Raw genomic sequence first — 18,286 nt, forward strand, 5'->3', positions numbered from 1 at the left:
TATTTCTTAATCATCATTAAATTTATTATATTTATCTACTTTTTCCATCCCATTTTTAACATTTAATAATAACAATATATAGTTCATTAAAAATTTTCACTATAAATAGATATATAGTTGCGTTTTTATATTTAAGAAACCATAATTTTATGCTATCATCAGGTATCTATATTTTAGGGTATACAGGAAATGGGGATTACGATGACAAAGAAGATGGAAAAAAAGTATATTCCTTTAGCAAATTATTTTGAAGTAGCATTACAACAAGAAATTACTTTATCTTTTAACGAACTAGAAAATATTATGGGACAAGCTTTACCAAATGCAGCATACTTAAATAGAAGCTGGTGGAAGAAAACAAAACCCCCTCTTTCTCACTATTTGTCATGGACAAATGCAGGCTACTATGTAATTGATGTAAAGCTCGGCACTAGCGTAACTTTCTCGCGTACACAAATGAAGACTACAAGCAATATTAAAAATGAAGATCACCAATCTGCATACATAATTCGCGCATTGGAAGCATCAGACGCTAGATCATTTATTCATTTGCAAGAAGAAATTTTCCAACAAACTGACTTCATGTATAACATGCAAAATGAATTAGATCTTACCGTTCAACAGCTTCGTAAGGATTTAGTCTATTGGAAACAGCTGAAAAACCGTACGATTTTACTCTGTATATTAAATGGTATTTTTGCTGGCTATGCCGTCATCCATGGATATAAACATTCTAAAGTTAAGCATGTTGCAGCAGTCCACTTAGCTGTTAAAGAAGAGTATCAACAACAAGGTATCGGTTCAGCTCTTATGAAGGCAGTTGAAAGCTGGTCTAAACAGCGACATATTTCGCGCTTAGAATTAACTGTTATGGAGCATAATGATCGTGCTTTAAATTTGTTTAAAAAACTAGGGTTTCAGCAAGAAGGTATTCGATTAAATGCTATTAAACTAAATGATGCCTTTATTAACGAATATAGCTTAAGTAAAATTTTATAAGCTTCTTTTTCAAAGATGTCTAAAAATTATTTGGACATCTTTTTTATGTATAGCCCTGTAATAAAAAAAAACGCATAGATACGTATCGTACATTTTCTACGCGTTAATATATACTTAGAAAACTTGCTTTTCTCTTGCCGCATCTAAGAATAATAAATTATTTTCTACTTGCTCATACGATTGCTGATATTTCTCATATTGCGCCTTATCCTGACTAACCATTTCCTCAATTAACGCATGTAAAAACGAAAACAAAACTGGAATAACGTCCAATGCAGATTGCTTTTTCATACCAAGTGTAAATAACGCACTTGCATATTCCCGAAAAGACGACAACGCCGAACAGGTAATGGCAATAATTCTTGCCTTTTTCTTCTTTGCAATTTCTACAATCGTTTGAATATCATTAGAATGCTTGTCCCACGAAAAAACTATTAACGTTGTTCGCTCCCCCATACTGTTAATTTGCTGTACAATATCATCAGATTCTGAGCGAAGCTGTTTCACATTTGGACGTAAAGTTGTCAGTGTGGACGATAACCAATTTGCTATGGACGCAGCTTGACGAGTACCTAAAATGTAAACATTATCTGCCTCATGCATCCATTTCGAGCTTTTTTGAAGCATATGATCGTTTATCAAATGAATTGTATCTTGAATATTTTGAATATCACGTTGCATTACCTTACCAAAACTTGAAGTATTCCCCTTGCTTGAAGAATATGTAGGTTGAAGACTCAGCTCATCATTTTGAGTCATTAAGTAGCTTCTAATTTCATCTTGAAGCTCTACATAGCCCGATAAATCCATCGCATAACAAAAACGAATAACTGTCGATTCACTAACATTCGCCTGTCTACCAACTTCAGCTGCTCCGTTCCCAATTACAGCTGAAGGGTTATTCATAACAAATTGTGCAACTTTACGCTGTCCCTTCGACAACCTAACAAATCTTCTTTTTATTTCTTCATTAATACTCATTTCTAACAACCTTTCTTTCAATGAAATTTCAAGAATGGAGATTGTTTCCTACTGACGCTAAATTATGATTAAAAATACAGTATCACGATTACAATTTGAATACAATGACTTTTCAGAAAAATCTTCAATGCTTTAACTTGCTAATATAATAGTTCGCGAAAAATGACATTGCATCAATGTTATTCATAGTATCTTTATCAACATAATCTAACAGCTATAATTTTGTATGGATTTGTAATTCTAACAGATACATAAAATCATTTGTATAAAAATTTATAATATCTTATTTTTATGTATTTAATAAAGAAAATTAATTACGCTTTATTGTATCGGCATCATAAGCATATAAAAATGTCTTGGACGATAGTTAATCCAAGACATTTTCCATTTTATTATTCTAATTCGATTTGCTTCGTCTCTTTCCCCAAAAACAGTACACCGACAACTCCGATAATGATAGATCCACAGAAAATCGCAAAGATAAAGCCAATATCATAGCCAGCCGTTAATAAAGAACCTACTAACAGAGGTCCAAAAATACCACCAATGCGCCCTACAGCTGCTGCCATTCCTGCACCTGTACCTCGAATAATGGCAGGATACTGCTCTGGTGTGTAAGCATAAAGTGCACCCCATGCCCCTAAGTTAAAGAACGATAAAAACATCCCTGACCCTAATAGTACTGCTATTGTTTCAGCATTACCAAAAATGAAAGCACTTACAGCTGTACCCATTAAATAGGAAACAAGTACAAACTTCCGTCCAAATTTTTCTATAAACCATGCTGCTGTAAAATAACCAGGTAGCTGCGCAAACGTCATAATAAGAACATATTTAAAGCTCGTAATCATATCAAAGCCCTTACCAACCATTACACTTGGTAGCCATAAAAACATACCGTAATACGAAAATACAACCGTAAACCATAACACCCATAACATAAGTGTCGGGCGTGCATATTTTTTAGACCAAACATCTCGAATATTTTGTCCAACGCTTCTTTTTTTTGACTCCGCCTTCACTGTAAATTGTGGTGAATCTGGTAAGTGCCAACGAAGATAAATTGCATATAATGCCGGAATTGCTGTTAACAATAAAGCAACTCGCCATCCCCATGTAGGAATAACGAAGTACGAGATTAGTGCAGCGATTAACCAACCGACTGCCCAAAAGCTTTCCAGTAAAACAACCACTCGCCCACGCTCTTTTGCTTCTACACTCTCAGAAACTAGCGTTGATGCGACTGGTAATTCTCCTCCTAGCCCCATGCCTACCAAAAAACGTAGTGCCATAAAAGCTGCTAATGTAGTTGTAAATGCAGACAAGCCACTTGCAATAGAGAATAATACAAGCGTCCACATAAAAATTTGCTTACGTCCCACTTTATCAGCAAACACGCCGAAAACCAACGCTCCTACAGCCATCCCAATCGAGTTAATGCTACCTATCCAGCCCGATTGACTTGGTGTTAATCCCCATTCAGCTGCTAATGCTGCAATAACGAATGATAATATTCCTACATCCATTGCATCGAAAAGCCAGCCTACACCTGCTACTCCCAAAAGTTTATTGCGAGAAATAGATTGTTGAGACTTACTCGCTGTTACTCTATTTGTTGTCATTTTAACCACCTGTCTTTACACTTGACTTTACATCGTTACGTTTACTATACAGTTGTTTCAAGAAAGTGACAAGTAAAATTCAAATTACCGAATTGTTTCGACAATTTATGAAATGCTATTGAAAACATAGGGCAATTTGCGTTAAAATGTCTTTTATACAAAAACAACTGTTCTTTCTATAAGAACAAAAGGAGATCGTAAACGTTATGTGGAAAGGCCTTATTGAAGAATATAAACAATTTTTACCCGTAACAGAAAACACACCTGCCCTAACTTTAAACGAAGGTAATACACCTCTTATACATTTAGTAAATTTATCTAAAAAGCTTGGCATTGAACTCTATGGAAAAATCGAAGGTGCAAATCCAACAGGCTCATTTAAAGATCGTGGTATGGTATTTGCCGTTGCAAAAGCTATCGAGGACGGTAGTAAGTGCGTTATTTGTGCCTCTACTGGTAACACATCTGCAGCAGCAGCAGCTTATGCAACACGTGCTGGAATTCAGTCTATAGTTGTTATCCCTAAAGGAAAAGTAGCCCTAGGTAAGCTAGCTCAGGCGACAATGTATGGTGCAAAAATTATTGAAATCGATGGTAACTTTGATGATGCATTGAATATTGTTCGCCAAGTGAGTGAAACAACTCCTGTGGCACTTGTAAACTCTGTAAATCCATACCGTATAGAAGGTCAAAAAACAGCATCATTTGAAATTGTAGATGCTTTAGGAGCGGCTCCAGATTATCTATGCATCCCTGTCGGTAACGCAGGTAATATAACGGCATACTGGAAAGGCTTTAAAGAATATGACGCTGCAAAAGGCTCTGGTCTACCAAAGATGTTTGGCTTTGAAGCTGAAGGTGCAGCTGCGATTGTAAAAGGTGAACCAATTGCAAATCCGGAAACAGTGGCAACTGCGATTCGTATCGGTAATCCTGCAAGTTGGAAATTTGCCGAGGCTGCCCGTGATGAATCAGGTGGAATTATTGATTCGGTTACAGACGAAGAAATTTTAGCTGCTTATAAATTAATTGCTGGCACTGAAGGGATTTTCGTTGAGCCTGGTTCGGCGGCTTCATTAGCTGGTGTTATTAAATCAGTTGAAAATGGCAAAATTGCAAAGGGCTCTAAAGTTGTTACAATATTCACTGGTAATGGCTTGAAAGACCCTGATACTGCAATGAACGTCTCAACTGTAGATGTTGTCTCACTTAAAAACGATGAAGAAGAAATTCGAAAATATATCGAGGGCGTACTATGAGTAACATGTGGCAAATCTCAGTTCCTGGGAGCACAGCCAATCTAGGACCTGGCTTTGATTCAATAGGACTCGGCTTGTCTCTATACTTAAAACTAACTGTGTCTTTACAAGATAGATGGGAAATTATCCACCTTGACGATAATGGTCCTAAAGAGTTTGAGCTTGAAGAACACTTACTATACGTGATTGCCAAAAAAATTGCTGATCAATACGGTAAGCAGCTACCTGCCTGCCGTGTTGAAATGGCAAGTGAACTTCCTTTAGCCCGTGGCTTAGGGAGCAGTGCTGCAGTAATCGTTGCTGGAATTGAACTTACTAATCAAGTCTGTGCGCTAGGCTTAACTGTACAGGATAAACTCAATTTATCCTCACAAATCGAAGGACACCCAGACAACGCAACAGCTTCCGTATTAGGAGGATTAACAATTTCATCAATGGATGAGAACGGTGTTGTGGATACACTCCATGTAAATGATATTGATGCTTCCTTTGTTGTATATGTACCCGATGTCGAACTAAAAACAAGTGAATCTCGTTCTGTTTTACCAGAACAATTTGATCGAGCATATTCGGTGCATGCTTCTGCAAATGCTAATATGTTGGCTGCGTCATTAATGGCTCGTGATTTTGAGCGTGCAGGACACTATATGGAAACAGATTTATTTCATGAGCCTTTCCGTGCCAAACTAATTCCACAATATAAAGAAATTCGTGCAGCCGCAAAGGCTAACGGTGCATTTGGAACAGCCTTAAGCGGCGCAGGACCAACGCTGATTTCCATCATCCCTACTGCTATTGCACAGAATTTCGTAAATGCCATGGAAAATCAATTCCAAGAGCATCAAATTATCTTAACAAAAGCCGATGAATATGGTGTACAGGTAAATTTTGGACGTCTACTATAAAAGTAGGCGTTTCTTTTTGAAGGAGGAAGTAGCTTGAAACCAATTATATTCTGTGATTTTGATGGCACGATAACAGAAACTGATAATATCGTCTCACTTATGACTCAATTCGTACCCGAGGAATCTGAGAAAATTGCTAAAGCAATGATGAAACAAACAATATCCTTTAAAGATGGCGTATCAGCAATGTTCGAGCTATTATCAACTAAACAAAAGGATACTGTTATTCAATATTTACTGGATACAGCCATTATACGTGAGGGCTTTGGTGATTTCGTTCGTTTTGCACGAGAAGAACATATTCCGTTTTACATTGTTAGTGGTGGTGTCGATTTTTTCATTGAGCCACTACTAAAAAAATATGGCCCCTTTTCTGGTATATATTGCAATAGCGCCGATTTTTCAGATCAACAAATTAAGCTAGTCTTTCCCAATAGCTGTGATGAAGAATGTGAGAAATTTGAGACACAGGGCTGTGGCTGTTGCAAACCAAGCGTCATGCGAAAAGTGGCACAGAGCGATCATTTTAAAATCGTGATTGGAGATTCCCTTTCTGATTTTGAGGCTGCAAAACAGGCAGATTTAGTACTTGCTAGGGATTATCTTATTAAACGCTGTGAAGACCTTCATATTCCTCACAAGCACTTTGAGACATTCTATGATTGCTTAGACGCTGTAAAAGAGCTTATTAAGGTAAACAAGGCTATTTCAAAATAACCATAACAAAGGGAGCCTGTCTCCATTTAAGACGGCTCCCTTTGTAAGTTCATGATTTATTATTTACTTTAAAGTGTCTTTTGCGACGTTCATACCAAATGACACAGATTATGAACCAAGTATAACCCATACTCCATCCAGCCAATACATCTGAAGCAAAATGACGAGCTCCAGCAACCCGAGACAAACCAATAAGCACTGTTAATATAATTGCCCCAAGCCAAAGCAACGTCTTACGTCCCTTACTATTATTCTCCGAAAATATATAAGCAATTGTAAATAAATACAAGATACCTGTCATAGAATGCCCTGATGGAAAGCTAAAGGATGTTAATTGTTCTTCAATTTCAGGTCTTGGTCGTTGTACCCATTTTTTCAATAATTGGTTAAGAACGTTTCCAGCTGCAATTGTTAATAAAACAAATAATATAGCTCGGTAATTTTTTATCTTCCATGCTAAATACACAACTAATAATATCGCTACAGTTACTACAAATGCCGGTTCTCCTATATAATGAAAAAACTCTATAAAACGATTACCGAAAAATAGATCTGCCATTTTATTATCAAAATTAATGATCCACTTACTTTCATAATTAGCACGTAACACAAAAAAGGTAATTAGCGTTAATATCGCCAAAGGATATGCCCATTTCTTCACTTCATACTTCACCTCAAAACTAGTCATGCCATGTTGTTTTATTTTTCACATCATAACATATTTAAGTAAGTTAGAGGTAAATTTACTATTTAACTCAACGAGCTCCCTCTTTCTAGGGTAATGACAAATGTTTTTTTGTCAGGTTTATTAAAATAATTTGAAAGTACCAACGCAACGATAAATAAGATTGCAACAATAGATATTATCTTTCTAAACAAAATAAACACTTCCTCATCCCTCAATATCAAATTCAGTTTGAATTATTTTAATAATACAGGATCAAATAGCCAATCCATTGGTCCAAAGTTTGTATCCTTCTCGCCTTTTACCTCACGAGATATATTGTTTTTAATAACCAATTCTCTAAATTTTCTACTAAACAAAGTTTTTCTATACAAATATCTTCCATCATGGCTCCATTCTGCCGAGAAGAATATATCACCTGTTAAGTTTGTTAAATTTTCATACTTATAACTATCAGGTCCGTTGATAACCCCACTTAATCCGCAACGACACGGAGGTTGCTCTGTCGCAAAATACAACTTAACTCTTTCAGTGCTACATTCAGGTAATACTTGTGTCGGTATAATTTGAAAAGCTTGTTGCTTCCCTTCTTCCGGTCCTTGATGAATTACCTCTAAAAGATCATAGCCTCTAATATTCTCTCGCTTCATTAAGTTCACTAATTCTTGTGAAGCTACCCAATATCCACTCACATGTACTAGATGGCGATCTCTCATTTGTGTTGTATCTATCACCAATGGTGAAAGTTGCTCTTTTTCTAAAAGTCCACAATGTTGGCAATAGGTGCTTATAGAAAATAAAGTCCCTCTATCTTCTATAAACATATCAGGTGAGTTACCTGTTGAATTTAATGTAAACAATGGTGCTTGCTCATATTCACTCTCCGAAAAATCAAAGTAAAAACGTTCTCCAATTGAAACAATCCCTAATTCGCGTTCCAATGATTTATATAATGCTGCTACATGTTCATATGTTAAATTTTCATTTAATGTAAAAATAGGATTAAATGATGCCTTTAAATTCTTTTTTCTTATTTCAGGGGCATCAATACAAATCCCATAGCGATTATACACTTTAATGACTTGCTCTTGACTAGATTCATCTATAGAAAATAAATTTTCAAGTTCTACTTTCAAAATACACGCCTACCTTTATATAAAGTTTTATGGTGAAGTATGTTGACTAGCTAGTATCTTAAAAAATCTACAATCTCTACTTTATTCATAGATAGCCAGGCTGCTTATTTTAAACGAAATCTTATATATATTATTACTCACTATAACAAATCTACTTACCACGATTATCTTAAGCGTACCAGTACTAACACCGATATTTCAACGGTGGGTTTACGCCATTTTTTTGGCGGTGTTGCCCCAATTTTTGGCGTGATTTGGCGGGCATCAAAAAACACCGCCAAAAATTGGCGGTGTTTCAAAACAATATAGGTATTTAATATTATAATTAAAGAAAAATTAACCAATTTAATAGATAGTATTTTAAATTCACCCAAACCTTAACAAATGTCATCTGCAACTTTTGAATAAGAACCAAAAAATACCAACATCAATAACTTTAACATATAGCTAAACTATAGTAAATTCATTCTTTCTGCAAGATTTACAGCATCGGTACGCGAATCTACATTCAACAAAGAAAACAACTGTGTTAAATATCTCTCTGTTGTTCGCTGAGGAATATTTAACTCTAATGCAATTGCTTTGTTCGTATGTCCTTTAGCAATCAATCTTAAAATTTTCTTTTCTTTTTCATTTAAGTGGATATCGAGCTTCGCATCCTGCAGTTTAAATCGATTATCGAGAAAATCCAAGAAATTTTGCGGTAAAACAATTTCACCGTTTGCAATAGCTCGTACAGTTCGTAATATTTGTTCTTTGGAGGCTGTTTTAGCTAAAATACCTTCTATTTTTCGTTCCAAAATAAGTGGATAATAATCTGTAATATCATCACCTGTATAAAGGATAATTGAAGCATTTGACTGGGTAGCTTTTATGTTGCGGGCTAAGTTAATACCATTTTCAAATGGCATATTTATATCAATTAAGTAGATATCATACGGCTTGTTTTTAATTCTCTGTATGACATGAGTTGCATCACTTTCTGTATCAACTATAATATCTTCATTTTCTTGAAATAATTTTTTCGTTCCCTCTAACACAATAGGGTGATCATCCACTATAAGCATCGTAATCAAGTGTGTCACTTCCTTCTTTTACTGTAATTCTAATAGACATTCCTTCATTCACTTGTGAATCAATGTAAAAATACCCGTTAAATGCCTTTACACGCTCTTGCATACCCCGAATTCCCATCGATTCTGCCACAATAATATCATCAACATTACAGCCTACACCATCATCCTTATAAATAATTTTAAAACCATCGCCAGTTTCTTGAAGATGAATGGCAACTGTTGTTGCATAGGAATGTTTCATAGCATTGTTGAGTAATTCTTGAAATAATCGATAGATCATTAAATTCATACGCTCATCCTCTAAATAAAGACGATCTATCTTATAAAACAACTCAAAGCTTGCTCTTTCTATTACTTTACGAATTAGCTTTTCTAATGCTGCATTTAGCCCTAATGTATCTAATAATGGAGGCTTCAAGTTTTCACAATAAGCTCTTAATTCATGTAAAGACACAACCATCTGCTTATGAATCTTCACAAGTTTTTGTTGAATATCGGCAGGATCCTTTGCATTTACCAGAACATCAACTTCCCGAGCAATATGTAGCTGTTCTTGTAAATTAGTGTCATGTAATTCTTGAGCTAATTGATATTTCTCCTCTTCAAATCTTAACCATAGCAGCTTGTTTAACCAAGGTAATTGACTATCATCTGCCTGTCTCATATGCTTTAGTTCCTCTAACAGTTCTTCCACCATCTTTGTATTTTCAATAAAATTATTTACATATAATAAAAGCAATTCAAGCCATAGAAGCTCTTCATCTTTTATATGAATCGAGTTATTATGTTCCAATACTAAGGCTCTTTTAAAATGAGCATCTTGATGGAGAAAGGCTAAGTAGATGTTCTCAATTTTCCGTATTTCCCCTAATTTTATATCCTCTATTAACGCTGGATTAATTGAAAGCCTTCCCTCAATCGTTGAAGTAAATTGATTAGTGTCATAGTCATAGGTTAATACAAATACCTGCTCTAGCTCAAGATGTAATGAAACCTCATGTGCAAACTTCTCTAGAAGCTCATTTATTTTAATCGTTTTACCAATTCTATCTACAGCAGTATATAGTTGATGTATATAATCCCCTTTTGTCGAAAATAAAATTTTCCGTTTTCGATAATCGACCTTCTCTTTTATGTAAAAAAGAAAAATTAACGATGTAAAAGTAAAGCATGAAACACATGTTGATACGGGTATAGTTAAATATTTTCCTGCAATCCAATACAAACCTACTGTAAACCATAACGTAAATATCAATGAAAAGATTATATAATAACGAAGTCTTGTAATATGGTATTCAATATCAAATAATCGTTCTGCTAACTGTGTAAAGATAAAGCTAAAAGGAATAAGCAATAAAAATAAAGAGCTAGTTTCACCTGAAAGAATATGCTTATCAAAAAAAATTTCAGGGAGTGAATACAAAAAAAGAAATGGCAGAAATGGTATCAATATACTACTTAACAATATTTTCAACTTAGGTGATTTATATTTGAAATAGCTTAGTAATAAGATACTAAGTATAAGAAGAAGAATAATAAAGAAAAGGGTTAATACTACATCATTAAAAAAATAATAAGAAGTTGGATAGAAAACACTAATACTGGCCAGTAAAAAAGCGATTACTGGGAATATATAAAAGAATTTAATGTTATTTGTAAACAGCCAATTTATTTTTATAAATAAATGATAATCTCTTAAAAAATGTAATAATAAGACTAAACATAATATCATACTGCTACGATTTACTATAATCCCAATTCCGTTTACTCTACTAGATACTCCACTACTTACATAAGCTAATGCAACAGTTAGCATAAAAAGAATAAGTAAGTTAGTAAGCTTTGTATTTTTTTGATTAAAATGTAGATAGAACGTAATGAATAGAGTTAAAACATAATAACAAGCTGGAATTAAGAATATATAGTAGAATTGGTGAGGAATATCTAAATGTTTGATATGTATGTCTTGTATATCTCCATTTGGCTTCATTATTGTTATTTTATTAGCCGCCATTATTTTAGATTTATATTTTAGCTGATTTAGATGATCCATTGGCACATCATCTACTCTTAAAATAACATCATCTGATGAGATATTTCTCCATCCCGTCCAGTCTTTATAATAGGGCTGCGTTACTCCCCACTTGCCATTCTCTTTTTCTACCTTAATTTCTAATAACGGCACGCTATAACTCACATAATTCAGATAAAGACCAATCACTAAATAGAGCATTATAGCGGGCCAAAATAACTTACTACTCAACGTTTTTACTCCCAAAATTTACTATCCAATTCTATTTCACTACTAAACGCATCTAAAGTTGCTTTTTGTTCTACAGACGAAATTCCAATCAATGAGGCTTTTTGTGTTTTTAATGGAGCAACTAGGTCTGGATTTTGTTCTAGATATTGAATTACATTCATCAAACAACTCTCTCCTCATTTCATTAGTTTTTTTAGGAAGTCTTTACCTAATTCGTTTATAGCCACATTTTCAAGATGATTTAATGCTTTAAACTTGTAAACATTTTTTATAGTAATGGCATATCGTATTGCACCACCATGTGTCAACTCGTTCTCTGTAGCATTATTATCCAAAATTGCCTCTATATCACCGTTGTAATAATTTATTACAGCTTTAGAAACATCATTTTTCTGTGATAAAAGATAAATAATAGGCAATGAGTATCTTTTATTTAGCAGATCATTTTTAGGTCCCCAAGCTTTTAAACTTTGAACATCATTTTTGATTTGTTGGATAATACCTATGTATTTCCCATACTCCTCAACCTCGGAAGATATTTCTCCTTTTGCAAGCACTTCACCAATTAAACAACCCATTGCTGTTAAAGAACCAGACTTTTGGTCAATCATTTGTAAATATGATTGCTCATCCCTACAAATATTAAGTAAATCTAGCTGCTGACCATTTATACTCCGTAATGCATATTCTTCTAGTATCTGAATAGCAGAACCTTTATGTTCGAAAGAAGTTCCACTTATAATTCTAGAAGCCATAACTAGCATAGATATAGCAACATTTAATGATAATTCAGGTGTTTTACTCCAGCTATAGTTCGAATCCTGATCCTGTATGTCATCGATAATATCAAAGGACAAAATTAAAAGTTCAATCGCTGCAGCAATTTTATAAATGTCCTCGTTCAAACAATCTGTAAATGCTTCATAATGCCAATAACAAATTTCACCAAACGAATAACCAACTTCTTTTTTTTCTTCCTTAAAGCTTTTAAGCATTGATCGTAGTTCATAACCTATCAATGCCTCGTTTTTAATAAGAATGTCCAATGATTCATTAATCCGTTCGTTCAGTCCCTTCAATATTCCTCTCCTCCCCTAAATATATTATCAAATAGTATACAGATTAATGGGAATTAATACTATACAAAAAAATATAAAGTAAATATTTTACATATGTACTCATCATCAAAAGTAGTAATGATATATGTTAAAACGTATAGCATGCACATTAAGTTAGTTGGCGTTTAGCCGGTCAACTCTTTAGGAATCAGCGGTACAGATGAACTCTGAAGCGAGCTACTAGAGGAACGAAGGTGTAAAGCACTCAGTAAAAAACGAAAATCAACCCCACGTTATGGCGATGACTCTATATACCGCCAAAAAGTGGCGGTATATCTGGAAACCACGCCATTCTTTTGTTAAGGAATAGTGAAAAAAGTGGCGGTGTTGTATGCTTGACCGCCATTTTTTGGCGTAAACCTAACATTGAAATGGCGTCCTCACTGATGATACGCTTACATTAAGCTAAGACAAATTTATTGTATTGCACGTTACACTATCTCTGATTAATTCAAAACTAAAATATTGGAACAATTTAAAACTACTAGCAAGGAAAATCGCCAATACTGGGAGTGATTGAAATGAAAAATGAAGTAAATGAAAACATTCTAATACTTACGGCAACTTTTTCCTGTACAATTCGTGTCTCTGATGAAGAAATCAACATTAAAAAGCTTTCGAATGAACAGCAATATATTGAGCAAATAATTATTCATGCCGAGCAACAAGCGTACCAAGAAACGTTAGCAGAGTATAATAACCTGTCTACATTTTCAAATCTTATTTGCGATATTCCTGGATTTGAGGATACTTTTTTGCAAAAGCTCGACAATTTTATTGAGCCCTATGGAATTTTAAGAGTATCTGAAGCAAGTCTGTCTATGTTGCCTTTAATAGGTCCATTTACGTCAGGATTGAACATACATTCGCCTATAATCTATACGTCTCCAAGCTGTAGTATCATCAATGCAAGAGGCTATCGCTCTAGCACTTCCTCTAGTATAAATGCTGTAAAAATAGGCGAATTGGTCGGCTTACCTGAATATCTCAATAATTTAGAATTAGAAATGGATAGTTCCTCTTCAGGGAAATCTATTACTGTGATGGAAGTAAATTGGACACCTAAACGATCGACTACCCATTTTATAGGGGTTTCCATTAATGACAGCGGAATTTCTTTTAACATTACTGCGGCATTTAATTCATGGAATAAAGCGTCCATTAAACACTAGGTTTAGGTTTTAAGCGTCATTAAAACAGTTATGGTGGTTAACCATTGTTATCCATCCTAATTATTTAACCTAGACACATTTATATCGAGGCATAATTAATTTATTTTCGTGCGCCCACTGCTATAAATAATGGGGATGGCACAGTTGCAAATGCGCCTCCCCATCCTATCTGACTTTCTATCCGTCACTTTTGTTTCTACTTACATACTACAAAGGAGAGACGGCCTGCTATGCCTCTACGCAGAACCAAAAAAGTGCCTCAAATGAATTTTGAGACACCTCTAATTATTAACCTTTTACATAATAAACTTCTTGACCGCTTTCGATCATATAATCGGGTTTCGGTTTACCTGCACTTGCTTTATGACCAGCAACATGCTCAGGGTTCTTCTCCCAATTTTTCCATGCCTCTTCTGATTCCCAACGAATCACAATTAGCACTTCCTCATCACCACGGCGTACTTTTTTTAAGAGTACTTGCTTATCAATAAAACCTGGTTGTTGTTCAAGTAATGTTGGACCATCTTCTTTTGCACCAAAGCGCTCAATAATTTTATCCGAATGCCCTTCTGTAACGACAATACGTTTAATTTGTACAAACATATTATTCAAACGCCTTTAAAACGTCATCAATTTTTTGAGTTTCAGAAGTTAAACCGCCTCCAGATAAATACCAAACTTGTGAATCTAAATAGAAGATTTTATTGTTTTTCGCAGCGTTAGTAGCCCCAACGATTTCGTTTTCAATCGCAGCTTTCGTACCAGACTCACCTTCAGGGTTTACAGCAGAGTCACGGTCAACAACAAATAAAACATCTGGATTTGTCTCACGGACATACTCGAAGCTTACATTGTCACCATGTGTTTCAGCTTTAATGTTTTCATCAGCAGCTTTTACACCATATACATCATGAATTACACCAAAACGTGAACCAGGACCATATGCAGATAATGAACCTTCAGATCCTAAAACGATTAGAGCTTTTTCATCAGATGAAGCTGTTTTAGCTTTAACTTCTTCTACTTTTGCTTCGTATGCAGCAAATGCATCAGCAGCTTCTTTTTCTTTACCAAAGATTTTACCAGCTAATTCAGTATTAGCTTTGAATGATTCCATGAAATTAGCATTATCTACACCAACATATACAGTAGGCGCAATTTTAGATAATTCTTCGTAAGCAGGAGCTTGACGACCAGAAATGAAAATAATATCTGGATTCATTGAAGATAATGCTTCAAAATCAGGCTCTTTTAAAGATCCCACATTTACATAAGTTGTATCTGAATATTTGCTTAAATAGCTAGGAACTGTTTTTTGAGGAACACCCACAACTTCGACGCCTAAAGCATCTAAAGTATCAAGGAAACCATAGTCAAATACTACAACATTCTTTGGTTGTTCTTTAAGCGTTACTTCTTCAAATGTACTCTCACCATTAGTGCTACCTGGAATAGTAATTGGGTAAGCTGAAGCTCCTTCCTTTTTCTCTTCAGCAGGCTTACTATCAGTTTTAGAATCTGCATCCTCTTTTTTTGCATCGTCCTTTGAGCCGCAAGCAGCTAATACTAATAGCATCATCGCCATTAACACAGTAAGAAACTTCCAATTTTTCATTGTAAAATTGCTCCCTTAACATTATTATTTATTATTCAGATGGATATAACCATCCGTTATTACTTCTATGAGTTAAAATACACGCAAATACGACAACCATTCTGTTCTTGAACGGGGATATCCATATCATAGATTTCCTTAAGCGCATCAGAGTTAATGATGTCGTTTGTTGGACCGTCTTTGACAACACGTCCATTTTTTAATGCGACAATATGGTCAGAGTATACGGAAGCAAAGTTAATATCGTGTAATACGATGATAACTGTTTTCCCTAGCTCATCAACCAGCTTACGCAAAATTTTCATGATTTGCACAGAGTGCTTCATGTCCAAATTATTGAGCGGCTCATCAAGCAAAATATAGTCTGTGTCCTGTGCAATAACCATTGCGATAAATGCACGTTGACGTTGACCACCTGATAATTCATCCAAATAATTGTGCTGCATATCATCTAAATTCATATATTGAATTGCCTCGTCTACCTTTTGCTCATCCTCTGGCTTTAAATTCCCCTTTGAATAAGGAAAACGGCCAAATGAAACAAGTTCACGAATTGTTAGGCGTACATTCATATAATTTGACTGCTTTAAAATCGATACACGCTTCGCAAAATCGTCCGACTTCCAATGACGTACCTCGGATTTATCGAGTAATACTTCTCCAGTATCTGCATTAAGTAAACGGCTTACCATTGAAAGCAATGTTGATTTACCTGCACCATTCGGTCCAATAAAAGACGTAATTTTCCCTGGTGCAACGTCGACACTGACATCTTGAATGACCGGTTTTTTTCCAAAATACTTGGAGATTGCTTTTACTTGGATCATCCTGCTGACCTACTTTCCTTCAATAATAAGTAGATGAAGTACACACCACCTACAAAGTTTATAATAACGCTAAGTGTTGTATCGAAATTAAAAATACGTTCGACCATCCACTGTCCACCGACTAAAGCAATAACACTCATCACACAAGAACCTGCGATTAACACAGAGTGCTTGTACGTCTTAAAAAATTGATACGATAAATTTGCCACGATTAAGCCAAAGAATGTAATAGGTCCAACAAGAGCTGTAGAAACGGCGATTAGCACCGAAGATACTATGAGCATACGCTGTACAAGCTTATCATACGGTACCCCTAGGTTAATTGCTGTATCACGACCAAGAGACATTACGTCTAATTGGTTCATGTGACGCCAACCATAAATAAAGGTAATGATTATGACAACAGCTGCAAGCCACACTAAATCCGAATTCACATTATTGAAGCTTGCAAACATTTTACTTTGTAAGCTTAAAAACTCATTCGGGTCTATTAATACTTGGAAGAACGTTGACACGCTTCCTAAAAACGTTCCGACAATCATACCGACAAGCAGCAAGAAATAAATCGGGCGTTTTCCTTCCTTGAACAATACACGATAAAAAATTAACGCAAAGACAACCATGGCTAAAACAGCTAGTAAGAAATTGTATTTGGCGTTAATGACGAATATCGACATCGAGCCAAAGAAGTAATAGATGAACGTCTGAACCAACATATATAATGCATCAAGTCCCATTACACTTGGCGTTAAAATACGGTTATGTGTAATCGTTTGGAAAACCACTGTTGAATAAGCAATCGCAATTCCCGTTAACGACATCGCAAACACTTTAATAAGGCGACGTGGAAACGCATAATGATAGTTACCATTAAGTTCATAAAATACATATAGTAAAATAGAAGCTACAGCCAACCCTAGTAAAATCAACATTTTTGTACGGTTACGCATATGCTTTCCCCCTAAACAACATAAATAGGAAGATCGCACTTCCGATGACGCCTACCGTCATACTAATTGGAATTTCATAAGGGAAAATCAGTACACGCCCTATAATGTCACATATTAATAAAAACGACATCCCAAGTAACGCTGTATGAGGCAATGTCTTAGCGAGATTATCCCCTTTGAACAAGGAAATTATATTGGGAATGATTAAACCAAGGAATGGAATCACGCCAACAGTAAGTACCACTGTCGTTGAAATAAGTGCTACTAACACTAAACCTAAATTCATAACGAATTTATAGGAGAGACCAAGGTTTTTTGCAAAATCCTCCCCCATTCCAGCCACTGTGAAGCGATTCGCATACATGTAAGCTATAATCAGCACGGGTACACTTATGTATAAAAGCTCATAACGACCTTTCATCATTAATGAGAAATCTCCTTGTAACCATGCAGAAATGTTTTGGATAATATCCGCCTTATACGCAAAGAACGTTGTAATCGACGAAAGGATATTCCCAAACATTAAGCCAATAAGCGGTATAAAAATCGCATCTTTAAACTTTATTCGATTTAATATTTGCATAAACAATAATGTGCCGGCTAAAGCAAATATGAAAGCGAAGGTAATTTTTTGAAAATATGTGACATTTGAGAAAAACATCATCGAAATTAGTATACCCAACTTAGTAGCATCTAAAGTACCTGCTGTTGTTGGTGACACGAACTTATTCCTACTTAAGCTTTGCATAATTAAACCAGCAATACTCATACCTGCACCTGCTAACAAAATTGCTACAAGTCTCGGTATACGACTAATTAAGAATAGTCTAGTTTCTTCTGATTCGAAGTCTAAAAGGTCGCTAGGTTTAATATCTACTACACCGATAAATAGTGACACAATTGACAACACTACAGTTGCTGTTAAAAGATATCTTATTTTCATTGTAATCCCCGGTAGATT

At 35.1% G+C, this 18,286-nt stretch carries 18 protein-coding genes; 5 read left to right on the top strand and 13 right to left on the bottom strand.

Translation table 11 applies throughout. The features are described from left to right. Nucleotides 1–201: 201 nt before the first annotated feature. Nucleotides 202–999, top strand: coding sequence for a GNAT family N-acetyltransferase (locus BFJ97_RS12020; RefSeq protein WP_068984900.1), 798 nt, complete (start codon nucleotides 202–204; stop codon nucleotides 997–999). A 114-nt stretch (nucleotides 1,000–1,113) separates the two neighbouring features. On the opposite strand, the gene BFJ97_RS12025 is transcribed toward BFJ97_RS12020, so the two are convergent. Next, the gene (locus BFJ97_RS12025) at nucleotides 1,114–1,980 is read right to left on the bottom strand and encodes a MurR/RpiR family transcriptional regulator (RefSeq protein ID WP_068984901.1); all 867 of its coding nucleotides are present in this window, start codon (nucleotides 1,978–1,980) and stop codon (nucleotides 1,114–1,116) included. 392 nt (nucleotides 1,981–2,372) lie between these two features. Continuing rightward, nucleotides 2,373–3,602 (bottom strand): MFS transporter, encoded by a 1,230-nt coding sequence (locus BFJ97_RS12030; RefSeq protein ID WP_068984902.1) that lies wholly within the window; start codon nucleotides 3,600–3,602, stop codon nucleotides 2,373–2,375. Nucleotides 3,603–3,808: 206 nt separating this feature from the next. Between BFJ97_RS12030 and thrC the strand changes: the two genes are divergently transcribed. From thrC to BFJ97_RS12045, 3 genes are read left to right on the top strand one after another with little or no spacing between them, the layout of a single operon-like run. Then, entirely contained in the window at nucleotides 3,809–4,861 is a 1,053-nt protein-coding gene (gene thrC, locus BFJ97_RS12035) for a threonine synthase (RefSeq protein ID WP_068984903.1), read from the top strand. Continuing rightward, on the top strand, nucleotides 4,858–5,766 hold the full coding sequence (thrB, locus tag BFJ97_RS12040; RefSeq protein ID WP_068984904.1) for a homoserine kinase: 909 nt from the start codon (nucleotides 4,858–4,860) through the stop codon (nucleotides 5,764–5,766). Before thrC ends, thrB begins: the two co-directional genes overlap by 4 nt. Nucleotides 5,767–5,799: 33 nt before the next feature. Continuing rightward, complete coding sequence (locus BFJ97_RS12045; RefSeq protein WP_068984905.1) at nucleotides 5,800–6,483, top strand: 2-hydroxy-3-keto-5-methylthiopentenyl-1-phosphate phosphatase; 684 nt, start codon at nucleotides 5,800–5,802, stop codon at nucleotides 6,481–6,483. Nucleotides 6,484–6,532: 49 nt separating this feature from the next. Here the strand turns inward: BFJ97_RS12045 and BFJ97_RS12050 are convergent, their stop codons facing one another. From BFJ97_RS12050 to BFJ97_RS12075, 6 genes are all read right to left on the bottom strand, one after another. After that, nucleotides 6,533–7,144 carry a phosphatase PAP2 family protein gene (locus BFJ97_RS12050; RefSeq protein ID WP_068984906.1) on the bottom strand — a complete coding sequence of 204 codons (612 nt, stop codon included), beginning with the start codon at nucleotides 7,142–7,144 and terminating at the stop codon, nucleotides 6,533–6,535. A 260-nt stretch (nucleotides 7,145–7,404) separates the two neighbouring features. Further along, nucleotides 7,405–8,304 carry a hypothetical protein gene (locus BFJ97_RS12055; protein WP_068984907.1) on the bottom strand — a complete coding sequence of 300 codons (900 nt, stop codon included), beginning with the start codon at nucleotides 8,302–8,304 and terminating at the stop codon, nucleotides 7,405–7,407. A 452-nt stretch (nucleotides 8,305–8,756) separates the two neighbouring features. Further along, nucleotides 8,757–9,371 carry a response regulator gene (locus BFJ97_RS12060; RefSeq protein WP_254660166.1) on the bottom strand — a complete coding sequence of 205 codons (615 nt, stop codon included), beginning with the start codon at nucleotides 9,369–9,371 and terminating at the stop codon, nucleotides 8,757–8,759. Next, entirely contained in the window at nucleotides 9,355–11,613 is a 2,259-nt protein-coding gene (locus BFJ97_RS12065; RefSeq protein WP_068985090.1) for a sensor histidine kinase, read from the bottom strand. Before BFJ97_RS12065 ends, BFJ97_RS12060 begins: the two co-directional genes overlap by 17 nt. A gap of 35 nt (nucleotides 11,614–11,648) precedes the next feature. Then, nucleotides 11,649–11,807 carry a competence pheromone ComX gene (gene comX, locus BFJ97_RS12070; RefSeq protein WP_068984909.1) on the bottom strand — a complete coding sequence of 53 codons (159 nt, stop codon included), beginning with the start codon at nucleotides 11,805–11,807 and terminating at the stop codon, nucleotides 11,649–11,651. A gap of 12 nt (nucleotides 11,808–11,819) precedes the next feature. Beyond that, entirely contained in the window at nucleotides 11,820–12,722 is a 903-nt protein-coding gene (locus BFJ97_RS12075) for a polyprenyl synthetase family protein (RefSeq protein WP_068984910.1), read from the bottom strand. 560 nt (nucleotides 12,723–13,282) lie between these two features. On the opposite strand from BFJ97_RS12075, the gene BFJ97_RS12080 reads away from it, so the two are divergent. Continuing rightward, a complete protein-coding gene (locus tag BFJ97_RS12080) occupies nucleotides 13,283–13,933 on the top strand; it encodes a hypothetical protein (protein WP_068984911.1) in 651 nt (216 codons plus the stop codon). A gap of 288 nt (nucleotides 13,934–14,221) precedes the next feature. On the opposite strand, the gene BFJ97_RS12085 is transcribed toward BFJ97_RS12080, so the two are convergent. From BFJ97_RS12085 to BFJ97_RS12105, 5 genes are all read right to left on the bottom strand, one after another. After that, the gene (locus tag BFJ97_RS12085; RefSeq protein ID WP_068984912.1) at nucleotides 14,222–14,536 is read right to left on the bottom strand and encodes an antibiotic biosynthesis monooxygenase family protein; all 315 of its coding nucleotides are present in this window, start codon (nucleotides 14,534–14,536) and stop codon (nucleotides 14,222–14,224) included. Nucleotide 14,537: 1 nt separating this feature from the next. After that, nucleotides 14,538–15,548, bottom strand: a complete 1,011-nt coding sequence (locus BFJ97_RS12090; protein WP_068984913.1) for a siderophore ABC transporter substrate-binding protein — start codon at nucleotides 15,546–15,548, stop codon at nucleotides 14,538–14,540. Nucleotides 15,549–15,613: 65 nt separating this feature from the next. Further along, nucleotides 15,614–16,375, bottom strand: coding sequence for an iron ABC transporter ATP-binding protein (locus BFJ97_RS12095; protein ID WP_068984914.1), 762 nt, complete (start codon nucleotides 16,373–16,375; stop codon nucleotides 15,614–15,616). Then, the gene (locus tag BFJ97_RS12100; protein WP_068984915.1) at nucleotides 16,372–17,325 is read right to left on the bottom strand and encodes an iron chelate uptake ABC transporter family permease subunit; all 954 of its coding nucleotides are present in this window, start codon (nucleotides 17,323–17,325) and stop codon (nucleotides 16,372–16,374) included. The genes BFJ97_RS12095 and BFJ97_RS12100 overlap by 4 nt, the downstream gene beginning before the upstream one ends. Further along, a complete protein-coding gene (locus tag BFJ97_RS12105; protein ID WP_068984916.1) occupies nucleotides 17,318–18,268 on the bottom strand; it encodes an ABC transporter permease in 951 nt (316 codons plus the stop codon). The genes BFJ97_RS12100 and BFJ97_RS12105 overlap by 8 nt, the downstream gene beginning before the upstream one ends. Nucleotides 18,269–18,286 lie beyond the last annotated feature (18 nt).

The sequence above is a fragment of the Lysinibacillus xylanilyticus genome (genome assembly GCF_001708185.1).
Taxonomy (GTDB): domain Bacteria; phylum Bacillota; class Bacilli; order Bacillales_A; family Planococcaceae; genus Lysinibacillus; species Lysinibacillus xylanilyticus_A.

What these genes read in the sequence shown, in the direction of transcription:
- BFJ97_RS12105 (WP_068984916.1), bottom strand. Translation starts at nt 18,268, where the DNA reads ATGAAAATAAGATATCTTTTAACAGCAACTGTAGTGTTGTCAATTGTG.
- BFJ97_RS12025 (WP_068984901.1), bottom strand. Translation starts at nt 1,980, where the DNA reads ATGAGTATTAATGAAGAAATAAAAAGAAGATTTGTTAGGTTGTCGAAG.
- BFJ97_RS12090 (WP_068984913.1), bottom strand. Translation starts at nt 15,548, where the DNA reads ATGAAAAATTGGAAGTTTCTTACTGTGTTAATGGCGATGATGCTATTA.
- BFJ97_RS12100 (WP_068984915.1), bottom strand. Translation starts at nt 17,325, where the DNA reads ATGCGTAACCGTACAAAAATGTTGATTTTACTAGGGTTGGCTGTAGCT.
- BFJ97_RS12060 (WP_254660166.1), bottom strand. Translation starts at nt 9,371, where the DNA reads ATGCTTATAGTGGATGATCACCCTATTGTGTTAGAGGGAACGAAAAAA.
- BFJ97_RS12020 (WP_068984900.1), top strand. Translation starts at nt 202, where the DNA reads ATGACAAAGAAGATGGAAAAAAAGTATATTCCTTTAGCAAATTATTTT.
- BFJ97_RS12065 (WP_068985090.1), bottom strand. Translation starts at nt 11,613, where the DNA reads ATGCTCTATTTAGTGATTGGTCTTTATCTGAATTATGTGAGTTATAGC.
- thrB (WP_068984904.1), top strand. Translation starts at nt 4,858, where the DNA reads ATGAGTAACATGTGGCAAATCTCAGTTCCTGGGAGCACAGCCAATCTA.
- BFJ97_RS12095 (WP_068984914.1), bottom strand. Translation starts at nt 16,375, where the DNA reads ATGATCCAAGTAAAAGCAATCTCCAAGTATTTTGGAAAAAAACCGGTC.
- BFJ97_RS12085 (WP_068984912.1), bottom strand. Translation starts at nt 14,536, where the DNA reads ATGTTTGTACAAATTAAACGTATTGTCGTTACAGAAGGGCATTCGGAT.
- BFJ97_RS12080 (WP_068984911.1), top strand. Translation starts at nt 13,283, where the DNA reads ATGAAAAATGAAGTAAATGAAAACATTCTAATACTTACGGCAACTTTT.
- BFJ97_RS12030 (WP_068984902.1), bottom strand. Translation starts at nt 3,602, where the DNA reads ATGACAACAAATAGAGTAACAGCGAGTAAGTCTCAACAATCTATTTCT.
- thrC (WP_068984903.1), top strand. Translation starts at nt 3,809, where the DNA reads ATGTGGAAAGGCCTTATTGAAGAATATAAACAATTTTTACCCGTAACA.